Origin of the sequence: Paenibacillus lutimineralis, from assembly GCF_003991425.1 — a bacterium.
Classification (GTDB): domain Bacteria; phylum Bacillota; class Bacilli; order Paenibacillales; family Paenibacillaceae; genus Fontibacillus; species Fontibacillus lutimineralis.
Genome location: NZ_CP034346.1, coordinates 5606596 through 5624727 on the forward strand (window position 1 = coordinate 5606596; position 18132 = coordinate 5624727).

At 41.8% G+C, this 18132-nt stretch carries 15 protein-coding genes; 3 read left to right on the forward strand and 12 right to left on the reverse strand.

Annotated elements, in window-relative coordinates; translation table 11 throughout:
- The first annotated feature begins 201 nt into the window (after positions 1-201).
- Positions 202-810, forward strand: coding sequence for a DUF1796 family putative cysteine peptidase (locus EI981_RS24875; RefSeq protein WP_127002823.1), 609 nt, complete (start codon positions 202-204; stop codon positions 808-810).
- Positions 811-937: 127 nt separating this feature from the next.
- On the opposite strand, the gene EI981_RS24880 is transcribed toward EI981_RS24875, so the two are convergent.
- The 8 genes from EI981_RS24880 to hcp form a co-directional block, all read right to left on the reverse strand.
- Positions 938-1792, reverse strand: a complete 855-nt coding sequence (locus EI981_RS24880; RefSeq protein ID WP_127002825.1) for a carbohydrate ABC transporter permease — start codon at positions 1790-1792, stop codon at positions 938-940.
- Positions 1793-1795: 3 nt separating this feature from the next.
- On the reverse strand, positions 1796-2611 hold the full coding sequence (locus EI981_RS24885) for a carbohydrate ABC transporter permease (protein ID WP_227011582.1): 816 nt from the start codon (positions 2609-2611) through the stop codon (positions 1796-1798).
- Between the two features lie 221 nt (positions 2612-2832).
- Positions 2833-4233, reverse strand: coding sequence for an ABC transporter substrate-binding protein (locus tag EI981_RS24890; protein WP_127002829.1), 1401 nt, complete (start codon positions 4231-4233; stop codon positions 2833-2835).
- Positions 4234-4517: 284 nt separating this feature from the next.
- Positions 4518-5318 (reverse strand): response regulator transcription factor, encoded by an 801-nt coding sequence (locus tag EI981_RS24895; RefSeq protein ID WP_127002831.1) that lies wholly within the window; start codon positions 5316-5318, stop codon positions 4518-4520.
- Positions 5319-5738: 420 nt separating this feature from the next.
- The gene (locus EI981_RS24900; protein WP_127002833.1) at positions 5739-6776 is read right to left on the reverse strand and encodes an alpha/beta hydrolase; all 1038 of its coding nucleotides are present in this window, start codon (positions 6774-6776) and stop codon (positions 5739-5741) included.
- Between the two features lie 162 nt (positions 6777-6938).
- Positions 6939-7607: a response regulator transcription factor gene (locus tag EI981_RS24905; protein ID WP_227011583.1), complete on the reverse strand. Its 669-nt coding sequence runs from the start codon at positions 7605-7607 to the stop codon at positions 6939-6941.
- 5 nt (positions 7608-7612) lie between these two features.
- Positions 7613-8563, reverse strand: coding sequence for a sensor histidine kinase (locus EI981_RS24910; RefSeq protein ID WP_227011584.1), 951 nt, complete (start codon positions 8561-8563; stop codon positions 7613-7615).
- 381 nt (positions 8564-8944) lie between these two features.
- Positions 8945-10237: a hydroxylamine reductase gene (hcp, locus tag EI981_RS24915; protein ID WP_127002839.1), complete on the reverse strand. Its 1293-nt coding sequence runs from the start codon at positions 10235-10237 to the stop codon at positions 8945-8947.
- 585 nt (positions 10238-10822) lie between these two features.
- Between hcp and EI981_RS24920 the strand changes: the two genes are divergently transcribed.
- Entirely contained in the window at positions 10823-13255 is a 2433-nt protein-coding gene (locus EI981_RS24920) for an NPCBM/NEW2 domain-containing protein (protein WP_227011585.1), read from the forward strand.
- An 82-nt stretch (positions 13256-13337) separates the two neighbouring features.
- Here EI981_RS24920 and EI981_RS24925 read toward each other — a convergent pair whose 3' ends face one another.
- The 3 genes from EI981_RS24925 to EI981_RS24935 form a co-directional block, all read right to left on the reverse strand.
- Positions 13338-13964, reverse strand: a complete 627-nt coding sequence (locus EI981_RS24925; RefSeq protein ID WP_127002841.1) for a hypothetical protein — start codon at positions 13962-13964, stop codon at positions 13338-13340.
- A gap of 111 nt (positions 13965-14075) precedes the next feature.
- The gene (locus EI981_RS24930; protein WP_127002843.1) at positions 14076-14657 is read right to left on the reverse strand and encodes a TetR/AcrR family transcriptional regulator; all 582 of its coding nucleotides are present in this window, start codon (positions 14655-14657) and stop codon (positions 14076-14078) included.
- A gap of 92 nt (positions 14658-14749) precedes the next feature.
- Complete coding sequence (locus EI981_RS24935) at positions 14750-15859, reverse strand: fumarylacetoacetate hydrolase family protein (RefSeq protein ID WP_227011586.1); 1110 nt, start codon at positions 15857-15859, stop codon at positions 14750-14752.
- 65 nt (positions 15860-15924) lie between these two features.
- Between EI981_RS24935 and EI981_RS24940 the strand changes: the two genes are divergently transcribed.
- Positions 15925-16947, forward strand: coding sequence for an MBL fold metallo-hydrolase (locus EI981_RS24940; protein WP_127002845.1), 1023 nt, complete (start codon positions 15925-15927; stop codon positions 16945-16947).
- 306 nt (positions 16948-17253) lie between these two features.
- On the opposite strand, the gene EI981_RS24945 is transcribed toward EI981_RS24940, so the two are convergent.
- The gene (locus EI981_RS24945; RefSeq protein ID WP_127002847.1) at positions 17254-17910 is read right to left on the reverse strand and encodes a Type 1 glutamine amidotransferase-like domain-containing protein; all 657 of its coding nucleotides are present in this window, start codon (positions 17908-17910) and stop codon (positions 17254-17256) included.
- Positions 17911-18132: the final 222 nt, after the last annotated feature.

Genomic DNA, 18132 nt, shown 5'->3' on the forward strand with positions numbered 1-18132 from the left:
GAATCTTTTCTCACAAATATCGGCGGAAACTGGATGCTGCGCGAGCAATTGCAATACTACACCTCCTTTTCAGCAAAAAATTATCATCTAGGCATTTGAACAGGCTAAATTCCTAGATACCCATACAATAGGAAATGAGTAGGGGAAATGCTATGTATTCGCGTATATTCGCCCAATTATTTGAATTTGAGGTGAAGATCATTGGACTGGGATCAAAACAGAGGAACTTACCATGCCTTTATCAGCCTTGGAGCAATGTGCCAGACTGCACATCAATTAAGAAGATTGGGACTCCGCAGATTTAGTGGTCCACTTGATTGGTTCATTACCAATTCTTCACCGAAACTTTCCCATCTTCTCAACACAAGGTTCAATGGATTTATGGAATTGAACAATTTGCGTCATATAAACATAGTCGATAATCACTATGTTTTACGTGATACGGTATACCAAGTAGATTCGTATCATGATTTCCCCGTTCATTATAATCCCAACCAACTCTACCCCCAGTTTAAAGAGCAAGTTGACCGTAGGATATCTAGATTTTTAAATACGATAAAAACCGGCCCCGTTTGTTTCGTGCGTACACACACTTCAAGTTCGGAGGCGCGGCTCCTAGAACAAGCTTTATATAACATTTCGCACAGAGATTTCAGGATGCTCATAGTTAATCTCCATAATCAGCGGGGAAAGGGCGTCATTTATGAAGATTGGGGATTGCAACGTGTTTCTTCTGTCACAATTCCATCAGGCAGGGATTGGAGAGGCTCAAACCATCATTGGGATCTCATTATGAAAGGGTTTAATTAAAAAAAGCCAAGCAAATGCCAGGAAATGATCCAAGGATTCACTTGACTCTTATAAGACTTGTATTTACTCAATACGAGTTTATTTTGCTGGTAAAGGGCTTTATTTGCTTGTTACCTGTATGACGGGGTTATTCTTTGACTCCCCCCAATGCTACGCCCGCGATGATATAACGGGACAACAGGAAGTACACAATGAACAGTGGTAATGCCGTCAAAGCCAGACCTAGGTATATCGAGCCAAATTCCGTCTTGTAAATATCGCCTTTCAGCAAGCTCACCATGATCGGCATCGTATATTTTTCCTTCTGTGTCAACAGAATCAGCGGCATGAACAGGTTGTTCCAGTTACCTACAAAGGCAAAGATAGCCTGCGTCGCTACTGCCGGAATCATCAACGGGAGAATAATTCGGTTGAACGTTTTGAATTCACCAGAACCGTCTACACGCGCTGCTTCCACGATTTCTAGCGACAACGTTGCCAGCAAATATTGGCGCATGAAGAACACCACTGCCGGCGCCGCAATCGCAGGTAGAATCAATGGAAGGAAGTTGTTCGTCCAGTGCAGCTTATACATGAACTGATAGAATCCAATTGCGCTTGCTTGAGAAGGAATCATCATGATACACAGGATAAAGGTAAAAAATGCATTACGTAGTTTCCAATTGTAAGTAACGAGTCCATAGGCTGCCAGGGACGAGAAGTAGACCGTTAGGATTGTCGCTGAACCAGAAATAATGAATGAGTTCAAGAATCCTTGAATCGGATCGAAGCTCTTATTGATCAACACATGCCAGTTATCCATAAAGTGGGTAGAAGGAAGTAGTGAAAGACCCCTTTGGATTTCAACAGATGAGCGTGTGGCGTTTACAAACATGATCCAAAACGGAAAGATGCTGAGAATCGCCAAAGCAATGCAGACAATATAGATAATCACTTTACTTAATTTCAAGCCAGCGGATCCGCTTCTTTTAGTCTCTTCCATGTGTTACACCTCCCTCTCAGCTGCTGCACGAGCAGACCGTCTATACATTTTTTCCGCTTTTTTTATTTTAGCCGCATCACGATCCCGCATTAAATAGAACACTAGGCCTGACAATATCGCAGCGATCACGAACAGGATCATACTCGCCGCTGCTGCACGGTTATACATATAACTGCCTTTGAAGGCCTGCCCATAGATGAACATGGTTGCGGTAGTCGTGGAGCTGTCTGGTCCGCCATTAAGGAACAGCTGCGGAATATCGAACATCGTAAGACCGCCGACCATCGATGTAATCAGGGTAAACAACAATATCGTACGCAAACTCGGCAGCGTAATCCGGAAGAAGGTTTGAACTCCGTTCGCGCCGTCGATCGCTGCAGACTCGAAGAGAGCCGGATTTATGCCCATAACTCCTGCAATCAGAATAATCATCGTGTTGCCGTACCACATCCAGAACTGGATGAACGACACAATACCACGCGCTGTCGCCTTACTCTGGAGGAAGTAGATTGGAGCGTCGGACCATCCTAGCATCTGAAATAAACTATTTATGGGACCCATCGGATATGCAAACAGAGAGCTAAAGAGTACGGCGATCGTACTCGCAGTGATAATATTAGGCATATAGAGCAGAACCTTGAATGCTCCCTGTCCCTTTATGTTAAGGCGCCGATTCGTGAACCATGCAGTGAGTAAAAGCGCAAGACCGATCTGAGGGACGAAGTTGACAATCCAGAGCAATGCCGTGTTTTGCAGAGACTTAATGAACAAGGGATTATCAAAGAGGAGATCTTTAAAGTTCTGAAAAGGGTTATCCATAATGTGGATTGGTTTTGGTATTAATCCCTTCATATCGGTGAATCCAATAACTGCGGTGTATAAAATTGGATATAGCGAAAAAATCAGAAATGCAACTACAAACGGAAAGGTAAAAATATAGCCGAATCTCGAATAGTTGACATTTTTGCGACGCATGGCCCTCACCTCACTAGTTGATATGGAAAGGGGCGGGGGAACTCCCCCGCCCCTCCAATTCCTTCTTATTCGCTATCAATGCCAAGTTGGTCTTTGACTTGCTGTTTGAAGTCTGCGATCGCAGCATTGCGATCCTTGCTACCTGCTGTATATTGACGTACTTGATCGCGCCAGATAGTGTTAATAGACTCGTCATACTGGGTCAAGTTCTTACCTGAAGCGTTAGCGTTAGCTGGAACGAACACGTCGAACATGTTCTGCCCGCCGACCAATGCTGTTTCGCCATTTGAATTTGACATAACGACGGAGGATGCGACGCTGTCCTTCGTACCTTGCTCGCCATCCTTCATTGTGCCGTTAGCCCAGTAATATTGGAGGCCCGTGTCAGAAGTATCGAGCGTAACCCATTTGATAAAGTCTGCTACTGCCTGTTTCTTAGCATCGTCCTTGGCTACATCCTTGTTAGCGAGCAGCCATGTGCCTCCCCAGAAAAAGCCTGTTGGCGGCTCAGTAACAGCCCAGTCACCAAAAGTATCTTTCACATTATCTTTCAATGTATAGTTGATGAGCCATGCAGGACCGAAGAAACCGAAGACCGGTTTAGGTCCAGTACCGGACATATCTGCAAACCAACCTTCCTGCCAGTCTTGAGTATCATTAAAGTAGTCATTATCCTTCAGCTTCTTGGCGAGATCAAGGAACTGTTCACGCTTCGGATCGATATGAAGCTTGCCATCGACAATCCAACCCTTGTCAGAACTGTTCTCGATTGGGTGCCAAATGTCGCCGTCGCCAGATACGATACCGTATCCTTTAGCTTTCAGCTTCGCAGCAGCTTCGAAGAACTTATCCCAGCCAGGTCCAACTTCATTCTTGATTGTAGCTGGATCGTCCGTTCCAAATGTCTCTTTCGCAAGTGAACGGCGATAGATAAAGGCGCCACCGGTCGCTTGATAGCCGAGGGCTTTCAGTTGGCCGTCTTTGCTGCCGATATCAACTGAATATTGAGCGATGCCTGCGTCCTTAACCATTTGGTCGTCAAGACCCAGGTCAGCATAGTTTGCTGCATAGTCGGATGCATCGCCTTGCGAATACTTAAGCACGAATGCAGATTCAGCTGCATAAATATCAGGGGCATCTTTGCCGCCTCCGGCCAGAGCCTGGTCAAGAGCTGGCTGATAAGCTCCATCGGTAGTTGCGATTACTGTTGTTTTAAATTCCACATTTGCGTCAGGATGAGTTGCAATGTACTTTTCCGTCATGTTAGGAATCTCGTCCGTGAAGCTCCAGAGATTTACAGTAACCTTCTCATTTGACGGTGGTGGAGTATTAGAATTGTTGGTTGTTGGGGCTGGACTTGAGTTCGGCGCGTTCGATGAATTTGATTTTCCACCACACGCTGCGAGTACGGATGACATTACAAGCAGTAAAGAAAGTCCTACTAAAACACGTTTCATTTTTTTCATACTTTTTCCTCCCCTTTTTTATCTCATTGTTCGGTTTTTGTGTAACCGCATACACAATTATAAATCCTATACTCTCTGTGCATAAGGAGCCTGTGTTTGGGGAAAGTTCCACTATTTTTGGATTTTGGGCAAATTACATAAAACCGCGTTCACAAAGTATGGTTTTTGAATCCAAACTTACACGTTGGCTTCATTTTTTTCAAAACCTGATCAGTTCAAATTCAAAAAAGACACCATGGACCTCTCCCCTGGCATCTCTACAATCTGTATATTTAACTGAGTCACTATTGAATTTGGGCCTCCATTCCGTTCCTCATCGATCGATACCGCCCCGGACTCATTCCTTCATATTCTTTGAACAGTTTATTAAAATAATTGACTCTCTGATAACCGCTACGGCAAGCGATCTCTGCGATAGGCAGATTCGTCTTCAGCAGCAATTCTTTCGCTTTCTGTAATTTCCTACGGGTGACATATTCGCTAAAATTGATCTGGCATTGCTCCTTGAAAAGTGCGCTAAAATAACTCCCGTTCAGATGCACATGCCCGGCAACTTCCTGCAGACTTATCACTTCATCTATATGTGTCTCTATATAGTGCATCGCCTGACGGACAGCTTCGCTTAATACGGCCTCTTCATCCCTGATAGCCATGAGTTGCGGATCAGCCGTCTTCCGCATGAAGATGAGATGTTCCTTCTCTTCCCCTGCCTTCAGAGCACCCTCTACGGATGCGATCAACTTCTCCCGGCCAACCGGCTTCAACAAGTAGTCCACCACGGACAAACGAAGCGCTTCCTGGGCATACTCGAACTGAGCATGACCTGATACAAAAATAACGGAAGGTTGACGCTGAATCCTTTTCGCCCTCATCTGACTCACTAAAGCAAGGCCGCTGATTTCCGGCATACGAATGTCCGTAATCATCAGTTCTATAGGCGTCTCCTCGAGAATCTGCAGAGCGGCTCCCCCGTTGCTCGCCGTGAGGATTTCATATTGACCGGCTGCCCATACCCCGAGTATCTTCTTCATTCCTTCTCTCGATCTCGGTTCATCATCAACGATAAGAATCGTTCGGCTCCTCATGGCATTCGCCCCCTCGGATACAAATTATTTCTCTTGCCCTGATTGCCTTTGGAAAATCCTTATAATGCAGCATCGATTATTTATTATGTATTAGACATCCTAAGCTCCAAATAAAAACAGGGATAGCCCATTGATATTTACCATTAGGACCACCCCCAGTTGCTATCATTATTGTGTTATCATTTGCTTTAAGTACTTCCTTTTTATCATTGAACAAACACAAGATCAAGTTTAAATTTTTACTATTTCCTGTGCGATAATCTTCTGAAAATCTACACCAATTCTCCCCCTGGTTCTTCTTTCTTGCTGCCTTAATTTATTGGTCTTCTAGATAAAATAAAGAGAGGCATCGGAAGGAATCTCCAATGCCTCTCTGTGATTATTTAAGCTTGCTGTTTCTTAATTAAATCAACAAATGCATCAATGAAGGATTGTAGCATTTAATACAAATGTATCGCACATCCATTCATAAAATTTTTCCTTCTCCTCAAAATTTGGATAATGAGCTGACTCTTCAAAAGAAATGAACCCCTTTTGGTCCGCCTCAATCTTATCAAAATACTTTTTTGCTGCATTAGATGAAGTCATAGCGTCGTATTTACCCATTACAAAATAAAATGGTAACTCAAGTTTGGTAACGATCTTAGGTAGCGGCTTATCCAAGGTTTCTTTTACAAGTCGTTCTTGTGAATTAGCAACTCCATATGTATAGCGAATTGAATCTAATAAATTATATTCACGACTTAATAGTATATCGCCATCCGACATATTAATAAGTCTTGTAGCGCCGCCGTACTTATACACATAACCTCTTGGAGTCACTGCCTCTCCAGCATGTATTTTTTCAGCGATCCTCTCTAAGTACTTCACATCTTCTGTATTTCCGGCTTTTTTCGCTTCACTTATCGTATTATTCAAATTATCTATTTCACTTTCTTGCATATTACTCATCTGACCAACCCCAATATAGGCTTCATATTTTTCAGGAGCTTTATAAGCAGCCATTGTTCCTAAGTATGTGCCGTAAGAATGACCTATTAAGATCACTTTCTCTTTACCAAATCGTTTTGAAATATAATCCGTAAGTTCTAATAGATCATCTACAAGTACATCTGCCGTTAAGTTAGAATAATCCTCATTAAAATGATACGATTTGCCGCTTCCTCTTTGATCGTAATTAACGACCGTGAAATCCTTTTCTAATAAGTCCTCGTACTTGGCATAAGGAATTTCGGACACACTCGGTCCCCCATGTACATATATAATGACCGGGTTATTTTGATCACGACCTCTAATCATGATTTGCTGTTTTGTGCCATTGATCTTCACCTGTTCTAAGACACTAATACTGTTATCCCCTTTTATATTCGAAGTCCATGTAGGCCTGAAAAGTGCGATTACCAGTATTATAATAATGAATACACCGACATATTTTATTAATCTCTTTAAGTTTCTCATCTAATCCCTCCTCACCCAATACTCTACAATTGAAAAGTAATCTACTGTAGTGCCGGTAAGTCATAAATAAAGAAGACAAATAATGACCTTTGGCTAAATAAGGGGCTGCAATCAAAAAAGAATGCAAACAAAGTCGATTTCACTTTGCTTACACTCTCTTACTTAATATTTCTTATCTCCTATAAGACTCTCTTCCATAGCTTTAATAATCGCAGAAGATCTGTTTTTTACATTTAATTTCGAATAAATGGTAGAAACATAATTTTTCACAGTTCCCAGGGATAGATACATTTTTTCTGAAATATCTCTATTGGACAATCCTTGGGTTAAACATCTTAGAACTTTTATCTCTTGATGATTCAAATCATATGGATGATTCATATAGCTAAGGTCCTGATCTGAGTTGGAGTTACTTAATTCTATCTGACCAAACACTTCTTTGGCTAATTGTTGAGGAATGAGGGAACCTCCGTGATACACTAGTTTAATTCCCTGAACTAAAAATTCTGGATCAACCGCCTTTAATATATAACCCTCTGCACCAGCATTTAAGGCATTCAATACGTAAGTAACATCTTGAAAAGTAGTAAGTATGATCACTTTAATATTAGGCCAACGTTTTTTGATTTCTTCCGTAGCCTTTACCCCATCCATCACCGGCATTTGAATATCCATTAAAAGAACATCAAGGTTTTCCCTTTCACATAAAGCAATGGCCTCTTCTCCATTTTCCGCAGTTCCAACAATCTCAATGTCAGAAATATTTTCAATCACAATTTTCAAGCTTTTTCTTAAAATCTTTTGATCTTCAACGATTGCCGCTTTAATCATGATCATTAAACTTCCTTTGCCATAGGTATGTTACACGTTATCTTCATGCCACTATTCAATTTAGAATCAAAGTTAACTGTACCTGCTAATGCCGATATTCGATCTTTCATGGAGCGTAAGCCAAATCCTAAATTCAATTCGTCACAGCCGTTTCCATTATCTTCGATATGAACCATCAATTCTTCCTGTTTAAATGAAATATTTACTTTAATGAAAGTGGCCTGACCATGTCTTTTTGCATTTGTAAGACCTTCTTGGATACAACGAATAATGGTAAACTTTACTCTTTCGCTGATTATGACAGATTCCCCTTCGACATTTAGTTGTATATCTGTTGCCGTATGTTTCATAAAATCAGCAATCAGCTCTTTCACTGATTCAACAAGCGTTCGATGACTCGTCGGCGACATATGGTGAATTGTTTTTCTTACATCGTTCAATCCGTTTCGTGCTAAATCTGAAATCTCTTTTATGCTTTTTTCTGCTTCTTTTTTGTCTGCCTGATATATAAAAGGAAGTGCATCTAAACTTGTTATGACTGATGTGAAAATATGGCCCACTGTATCATGCAAATCTTGTGACACTCTATTTCTTTCTTCCTTAATCGTCAGTTCCTCAATCTTTTTTGAGTAATATTCCAGATCCTTATTCTTTGCCTCTATTGAGGCAATTAACTCTTTATTAGCTTTATTAACGATGGTCACCCTACCTAAGCAAAACCCAATCCCATAGAAAATAACTGTGTCAATAAAAATGGCAAAGAAATCCTTACTAATGAAGAGGCTTCCAGCCCAAGTACCAACTACTAAGATAGGTCCTAACCAAATTAATGGCTTAGCTTGACAAGCATAGGCAACTGTAAGGATAGGCACGAGTAGAAAGCTATAAGTCACTGTTATTTCATACTGGCTTGATAAGTAAATAAACAGAGAACCCGTTAACAACACCTCAGCCATTAAATAATATTGGAACTTTATAAACCGAGGCCGATAAAATAGATGGGGTATTAAATAAGAACAAGCAGCCCATAAAAGTATGATCCACTTTTCTGAACGAGTCGAACTAACGAATATCGCGTAGCCATTAAATATAAACCATACCGTACGCATGAGAAATAGAAAATAGTCGGGCCAATGCCATTTCCTTTGATCGATAATTGCGTTCATTCTTCTCCTCCATCTTCGGTGTCTATTAGTCCAATTAAAGGATATAACTTTGTTTAAGGATTTGTCCATACTTTAGATTAGAAGAAGAAACACCCCTCTAGATTATCGTCATCTAGTGGGGTGAGGCTATTTCAGATTTAATTAGATGGGCTATTAATTTAGGGGGGCGCTCTACGACAGTGCCAACATTGCGTTCATATCCTCTTCAGCGGTAGTGATCAACTTCAATCCAAACATCTCTACCAGCACATCAAGCACTCCCGGCGAGATAAATTCGGGCGGCTTTGGTCCGATGCGAATGTCCTGAATGCCGAGGCTGAACAGACCCAGTAGAATGGCGACCGCTTTTTGCTCAAACCAAGACAGCACGATGCTGACGGGCAGCTCATTTACGGTACAGCCAAAAGCATCAGCTAGGGCCAAAGCAATTTTCACGGTCGAACCCGAATTATTACATTGCCCAAGGTCAATATAACGCGGAATGCCTGTGTCTCCTACGGTACCATAATCTACATCATTAAAGCGGAATTTGCCACAAGATGTAGTTAAAATAACAGTGTCGTTCGGCAAGGAAGTCGCCAACTCGCGGTAATAATTCCCGCCTGTACCCGGTGCGTCGCAGCCTGCAATGACGAAAAAGCGGCGGATATGTCCGTCTTTGACGGCTTGAATAATCTCAGGAGCGAGTCCGATCACGGTTTCGTGGTGGTATCCGGTCGTGAGCACCTGCTCAGATTCTATATTTGCCGCAGGTAGTGATAAAGCACGCTCAATCAGCGGAGAGAAATCATTATCCATAATCTTCGTGACACCTTCTAGCCCCGCTACATCATAAGAGAAGAAGCGATCCGCATATGTGCCTTTAATCGGCATCACACAGTTCGTTGTAGCGAGAATTGCACCGGGGAACCGCTCGAACAGTCTACGCTGATCATACCAGGCCTTGCCGATATTGCCTTTTAGATGTCCGTACTTCTTAAGCTCCGGATAACCGTGAGCAGGCAGCATTTCCGAGTGGGTATATATATTAATGCCCTTCCCCTCTGTCTGCCGCAGCAGTTCCTCCAGTGCGTACAAATTATGTCCTGTCACTACAATACATTGACCTTCAATTTTATTCTGACTGACTGTTATCGGCTGCGGGATGCCAAAGCGATCTGTATGCGCGCGATCCAGCACGTCCATGATCCGTACCGCCGCATTTCCAACCTTCATCGCCATCTCCAGATGCTCCTGCGTATTAAAGTTAGAATTGGTCAAGGTCATGTACAAGGCTTCGTGAGTAATTCGATCCACCTCGGGATCGCTATAACCCAGCTGTCTAGCATGCGTCGCATAGGCTGCAATCCCTTTTAATGCAAAAATCATCGTATCTTGCAAGCTCGCTATAGTTTCATTTTTGCCGCATACCCCAACAACTGTACATCCACCATCCGGTGTCTGTTCACACTGATAACAAAACATATCGTTAACCCCCATAAATGAGATGATAGATCGTTATCATCAACGTAACAAAACCAAAAAAATCCATGTGTGATTGCACTCACATTCTTTATTTCGAGTTCTTGAACTATATGCTGATCTGCAAAGCCGGTTACGAGCCTCCTGTCCTGTAATGGTTCGAAAGTGCCGGGAAGAATCCAATATTAAATACTATCGGGAATTGAATTAATCCTGTTCCACAAATACGCAATAACTTAGTTCTGAGCACTAAATTAAGACGACAGCCAATTACCGGCTGTCGTCTTAATTGCTTTTGGATAAAAAGGTTAACTTTACCTGCCCGTTAGCTTAGAGGCTCTGACCCATCTGTAAAAGTCGTCCTATTCATATCGATCTGTCGCATAGCCTCGGTTGCATCAAAATCGCTACGTAAAAAAACCACAGCTTATATTATGATTTTCCTTTTATTATTTAAATAAGAATAAAAATGGTATTTGCTCAGTAGAGATATTGAGCAGTCTGAAATTCATTTAATACCTATCAAGATGGATATGCCCGCATTTAAATGCCGGCTATACATAAATTAATTTATTTTAGGAGGATTTGATGAGAAACCTTAAGAAGTCGCTTCAAATTTTAACTCTAATGGTGGTAACCGCAGTTGCAGTACCTGTCTCGCCATCCTGGGCTCTAGCCCAAACTTCAGAGGCAGCCATCATACTGACAGAGGAAGCCACTACACCACCTGAGGGAGCCATCACACCTACAGAGGAAGCCACTACACCACCTGAGGAAGCCATCACACCTACAGAGGAAGCCACTACACCACCTGAGGAAGCCATCACACCTACAGAGGAAGCCACTACACCACCTGAGGAAGCCATCACACCTACAGAGGAAGCCACTACACCACCTGAGGAAGCCATCACACCTACAGAGGAAGCCATTACGCAGCAAAGGAATCTTGTTGTACAGCGGAATTTTGAAGTAAAAGCTCTTGGAGATATATGGGCGGAAGGCGCGCGAGAGCGTAGAGCGGCGGGATATGCAGATGCTCGAAAAATATTTCAGCCAACAGGTCTATATGCAGCAGCTAATGAACAAATTGTGATTGAAGTCTCAGGTGACAAACCAATTACAGCGATTATTGGGACACATCGTCATGATAACGAGTGGGCGATTAGGTATCCATTACAAGCAGGTACAAACACTATTTCCTCACCCAATGGCGGTTTGTTGTCTTTTGATAACAGCAACAATGAAGGCAGTATTAATGTAACTGTAGTGAGTGGGGGGAGTCCTGTTCCATTCTTTGTATTAGGCAAGAATACAAAAGCGGATTGGCAGGCAATGATGAGTGCTTATCCTAATGCACCTTCTGTTGTTCTTCAATCAGAAAAAGCCCTCTTAGTCTTTACTTATGCTTCTGCTCGAGACCATATCTTGAATCAAGACCCAGTTCCTGTTTTACAGACTTATGATACGTTTATTGGAGCACAGGATAACATTTCTGGACTATCAAATTCTGATGCTGATCCTAGACATCGGTTAGATAAGCATCTAATTGGCGTTATTGAACAACCAAACTACACAGGCGGAGCGTATGCATATGCAAGTTGGGATGGGGCAATTATGCCTACAAGTACCGGAGCAAATGCGGATGCTTTAGACCTTACTAGAATGGGTTGGGGGCAGTATCATGAGGCAGGTCATTTGAGACAACAAGGACCTTGGACTTGGGGTGAGATGACTGAGGTAACAGTAAATCTATATTCTCTAGCCGCTAAGAAGGTTCTTAAACCTACGGAGCCTGCAAGGTCACAAGGCGAGTACTTAGCTGCTTTCACGTTTGTAGATCAGCCAACCAAGAATTTTTCAGACTCTAATTCAAAATTAGAAATGTTGTGGCAGCTTAATCTTGCATTTGGGGATAACTTCTATCCAGCGTTACATCGATTATATCGTGAGTTAGCACAAGCAGATCTGCCAACTACAGATGATCAGAAAAAGCAGGCATTTATTCTAAACACTTCAAAAGTAGCTCAATATGACTTGACGCCTTTCTTTGATAAATGGGGTTTACCTGCAACAAATGAAACAAAAAACAAGATTAATGCATTGAATTTACCTCTTCTAACTGCACCAATTTGGTTTGGTTCGGAGTATAACAACATTAAACCGACAGATGGAATGGATAAGGTAAAAGGTATTATTGGGGTAACAGCAAATAGCCAAGAGACTTCAAGTGCTTATGATGCCGCAATAAATGCATTTGATGGAGATACAAATACTATCTGGCACAGTGCATGGAATAAACAAAATCAGTTCCCTTTCAATATTACAGCAAAGTACGCAAATCCGCTAACTTTTAACAAGTTGACATATTTACCACGTCAAAGCCAAGAAAATGGTATTATTACAAATTATAAAATCCTAACTAGTCTTGATGGGGTAACGTTCACTGAGGTTGCAACAGGCACTTGGGCAAAGAACAGCACAGAAAAGACAGTAACTTTCACACCTACTCTTGCTAAATATGTTCGACTTGAAGTACCTCAAGGTGGTGGAACAAATGGTTTTGCATCTGCAAGTGAGATTAAAATCTTTGAAACACCACAACCTGTTACAACGTATCTCAGCGATATTGATTGGTTTTCTGCCACAACTGGTTGGGGAACAATCCAAAAAGATCTTAGTGTTGATGGAAATACACTTAAGTTAAATGACAAGACCTATACAAAAGGTTTGGGCACACATGCTAACAGTGAAATTGTCTACAAATTGAATGGGCAGTACACATCCTTTGCCGCGCTAGTTGGGGTAGATAGTGAAGTAGGTTCTGTAGGTACTGTGGAGTTCCAAGTTGTTGTAGACAATCAAGTTGTATTCTCTAGTGGTGTAATGAATAAAAATATAGAGGCAAAAGAGGTAAACGTTAATCTTACTGGAAAGAATGAGCTGAAACTTATTGTAACAGATGGTGGAGATGGTATAAATAGTGACCATGCCGATTGGGTAAATGCTCGTCTTCTCAAATAGTATTGAAGGTTAATGCACGTCAATAGCCCTTACCTTGTTATCAAGATGAGGGCTATTTTCTTTTTAATCGGCCTTAAATGCGCTACAAGTCAAGGTATTTCATGAAAACTTTGTGCTTTTCTATTACTTCAGGTGAGAAAACATAATCGTCATTTGCAATTATTATTTTCACCCAACTATCTTGTATGGGATCTAACTTGCTTTTCTCTCTTATTTGATTTAATTGATCTATCGTTTCCAATATTATCCGTAAGCTCTGAATCTCCTCTTCCGATAACTTGAGATATTTCCTTGATTGTTCTTCCCCTACTGCCGATGTTTTAGATAAATAGTCAATGAACCCAGAATAGTCCTGTAACATTTCTAGTAACGGATAAATGCCAATTACTCGATTACCCTTCCATTCGTGCAAATTCGCATATAGTTGAATTAATTCTTGGTACGCGCTCCGTACCTGCATTAATGACCTTTGCAAATAGGCTGCTTCATCAAGATACATCTTTTTTTCAGAAATGGCTTGGTTTAACGAAAAGGAAATAGAACTAATTTTGTCGTAATCAATAAAATCGTTATGGATTACAATATTAGAAATTTGATTCAGAGTAGCTTCTGTTTTAGTTAATTCCCGATAAAAGTAATAGTTAAATAACAAGGATATAGGAAGTAACACTAGTAGCACGGTTTTAAGGATTTTACTGTGTCTTAACATGCATTTCCCCCTTTACCGAAAAAACAGGTATTGGCGGCCCTTTCGAGCATCTTGGTGCATCTTCTTTCAATTATTCTAGAGTTAGAGTCATATTAAATAAATCAACAAAGCTTATGACTGGGACAAAATTCCTTTAACAAACAATGAGACACTGTGCTTGTAGAACTCTTCCTCGGTGACGAGTTGGGACTGATATTGCCGGTGAATCAGATCGCTCATCTGAAATCCGTAGCACATCGAGAGAAAAGACATGGCGGCAAGACGCTCGTCCTGTTTGGCTATAACTTTTTTCTTCTGCAGGCGTTCAAAATATTCAACCAGCAAAGAGTGCAGCTTCACCGGCGGATCGGCCAGCATTCTGTCCAATTCGGGAAACATTCCTTTGTCGCGAATGCCAATCAAAATGATGTCCGCATTTTTATGGAAAAACGATCGGTACTGCTGGCTTACATTCAGCAGATCGACTTCTGGATTATCGGTCGCGTCCTCTTTTAACAGCTTCTCAAATTGTGGGATATCCGCATGTCTTTCAATGATGGCTTCCAATATGCCTTGCTTGCTTCCAAATTGCCGAAAAATCGTAGATTCATTGACTTTAGCTTCCGTTGCAATGGCTTTGGTGCTTACTCCCCGATAGCCCTTCTTTTTGATGAGCTGTATCGCCGCTTCAATGATTCTGTCCGAAGTATGCATTGTATTTCTCCTTTTATATATGTTAAACCTATTCTACTACAAGTTTTGCATATTCAGCAGAATCAAGGTTCATCATTTTCATAAATGTTTACTTAAGGAAAATCGATTCTTTTTTCCCAGCGACTTGGTTCCGTAATCTTGACATGATCAGGCACCAATTGCGTGAGCGTGCCTAATTTATCAAATGTAATCAGGATTCGGTCAGAGGGCAACAGCCATTGTTCGGTCTCGATTGCGCAGCAATCCGGTATCGTCCCCATTCCTATTATCGTGCCCGGGAGCGGCGTGAAAACTTTGAGAACCTCCTCCATCACTTTTGCAGGGTGTGTAGAATACTCGGATGTGCTTCCCTTCCAGTGTAATCTCTCCCCGATGCGTACATCCACATCTAGTGCCAGCGGGTTGTCGATTTCATCCGGCGTAACCAGAAATGGTCCTATTCCTTTGCTGCGATCAAAATCTTTGCAGCGCGTCGGTCCGGTCAGCGCCTGGAAATCCGGCCACTGCACATCGCGAACAGTACTGTCGTTAAAAATAACATAACCTGCAATGCAGTTCCCCTTCCCTGTAACAAAGGCCAGCTCCGGCTCGATATCCAGATAGGAAGAGTACGAAGGCCAATGAATCGTATCCCCATCGCCAATTAATGCATTATGGTTACACTTGTAATAACTGAAAGTTACTTTATTCGGATCTTGCTGAAATTTTTCAGCAATTTTTTGTTTAAGCTCTTCTCTTTCCGGCCCTGTATATTCTCTTTGCAGCAGATTTACGCCAGCATTTCTTAGATGTCTTGGCGTCAGCCCGAAATCGATAAGCGCAGCCGGATTCGGGACCGGCGGCAGCAGTTTTACTGCTGCAATCGGACAGATTTCATTTTCATTGAATTGATGCGACTGTTCAACAGCATATTGCATCAATTCCTTAGCAGCATCATAACTTGCCGGCAAATAATGAAGATAGCTATCCATACTTTCAAGACTGTCAAAGAATGTTCCCTGCATTTTCATAATTGCGGCAAAAGACACAACAAATTTCTCGTTAATTACAAGCCAAACAAAGGTTCCTGGGATGTCTTCGTTTGAAAGGTTACTAGCTTCATATCGAAGCGCCTCCATCCATGCAGTGTGATGTTGTTCTGTTGCTATCATATAGCATAGAATAAATGCAAGCAAGTACTTGCTTGCATTTATGTTTTCCATTCTCTATAATACAGACATAGTCAGTATTCCTTACCTCAAAAACATATACGTAAAGGAGAATTTTCATGAAGTATGGACGTATTATCCAAAAGCCTCGCGTTAAATTTTTTGAAGTCGCAGATGGCGTCTTTGCCGGTATTTCGCCGTATCGCGGCATCAGTTGGGCCAATGCCGGGTTCATCAACAAGGGTGAAGGGCTGGTGTATGACACGTTCTTCGATTTGTTCCATGCGCGGGAAATGCGGGAGGCTTTTATGGAAGTAAGCAACGGCAGCTCTCCCGCATATGTGGTGAACTCGCACTATAACAGCGACCATGCCTGGGGAAACAAAGTGTTTGAGGATGCTTGCATTATTATGCACAAGGAAGCGTCCAGAGAACGTCTCACCGAAAATATCGCCTGGATGGACAGCGTCATCAGAAGAGGAAAGGATTCTCCTGAATCGACTTCGGGCGAGCGGTTTTTTGCAGCGGAATTTGAAGGATTCGACCTGGAAGGCGTAGAATGGGTGCTCCCGAATATTGAGATAAAGGACGATATCAACATCCGTCTTGGCGATACGGAAGTTATGATTTACAACGTAGCTCCGGCCCACTCTGGCAGTGACTTGCTGCTCTGGATGCCAAAAGAAAAAGTACTGTTCGCCGGTGATGTCGTGTTTAACGGTTGTACGGCATACAGCGAAGAGGGAACCCTCAATTGGGTTAAAGTGCTTGATCGCATTATTGATGAAATTAAACCTGAAATCGTTGTTCCAGGACATGGCGCCATCTGCGGCCTGGACTTCGTGAAGGAGCAGAGAGACTACCTCCTGAACCTGATCAGCGAGTTCAACAAGCATTATAATGACGAAATTGATGCCTTGTCTCTGACCAAGCAAATTGATATTTCCCGCTTCCTTCATTGGATTCAGCCAGAACGCTTGTATGTTACAGTAGACATCCTATTGAAAAGCAAACGAGGGTTACCACCCCTTCCAGTTTGGAACGAGGTGCCTGCTAAGCTGGAAGACATGAAAGCTTTTTTGGCCGGAAAATATGGCAATCAGATCAAGCCATGGGACCCTATGAGTGTTTGGCAAGAATAGCAATTTGAAGCTAGCCTACGAAAAACAAAAATCGGCCCTGTCGCAAACGATGCGAACAGCGGCCGTTTTTTTGGATTCTTCCACGGAAATAAAATCGGCGCTAAGAACCGATTATGAGAAAAATGGAGATGGACTTCTAACTTACTAGTAGAACTCTTCCAAAACGATATAACCAAAATCACTTAACAACATATGTTGCTTTAAAATAAAGTTTGATTATCTTTTTGTTGCTCCACAATTGTTGGCTTAAAATAGAAGCTTTGCATAAAGAAATTAATTCAGTTAAGCCATAGCCATTCACCACAACTAGAGCGTCTCATCCAATTTCTGAATCTTTGAGTGGGAAATTAAATATACATCGCCTAAAATGTCGATTTTGTCTCCCTTTACACGTACAGCGCAATCTTTGTTCGACGCATAAATATTCATTTCTTCCGATAAGGGAGATAGTTCGTCTTGAACCAACGCAATGTTATTTTCAAGATCAAAATGAGATAGGATGGAAAAATCGTCAAGGCCGATTCCATCGTAAACAGAGCTTATTTCAACTTTATAGCCAAAGTTTTTCGAGCATAACCATTTAGCGGACATGTTGATCGCACCAGCGCTTGCTCCCATCACAATGGCTCTGCTTTTTTTAATCAAATCCGACAATTCATATTCCATCAAAAACTCATTTTGTCTAACAGTATTTCCACCCAACATGAAAATGACTGAAGCATTTTGAATTAACGTTTGGGCATCTTCCTTCTTTACGCGATAGTTAATTAAATGATATTCATCAAACATAATGCCGGCCTGGTCAAGCCACGAGCGTTCAGTAGCACCATCATCTTCATAAAAAGATGGATTTGAGCTAATCATAGCAAGCGATTTTCTATCAGTTATATCCTCCTGTAACACCCTGCCCAGATTCTCTGGAAAAAAATCGTTAAACCAACCTAAATAATAGTGAGTTTTCATAAGTACCCCCGTTGTAAAGTGTAAATAACATTAACTTCCTTCGTTATACATCTTTTTTCCAAACAGTACGACTTTATTTCAAATCTACAACATATATGTAGCGAAAATAAAGTCGTATCGCCACTTCCAATCCATCCCAACCCTCTCAAACCCTTGCCCCAACTGGTTTTTCTCGCCCTTCCCCTTCAACTGTCCGAGAACTTAAGCAAATTAAAGTCTTAT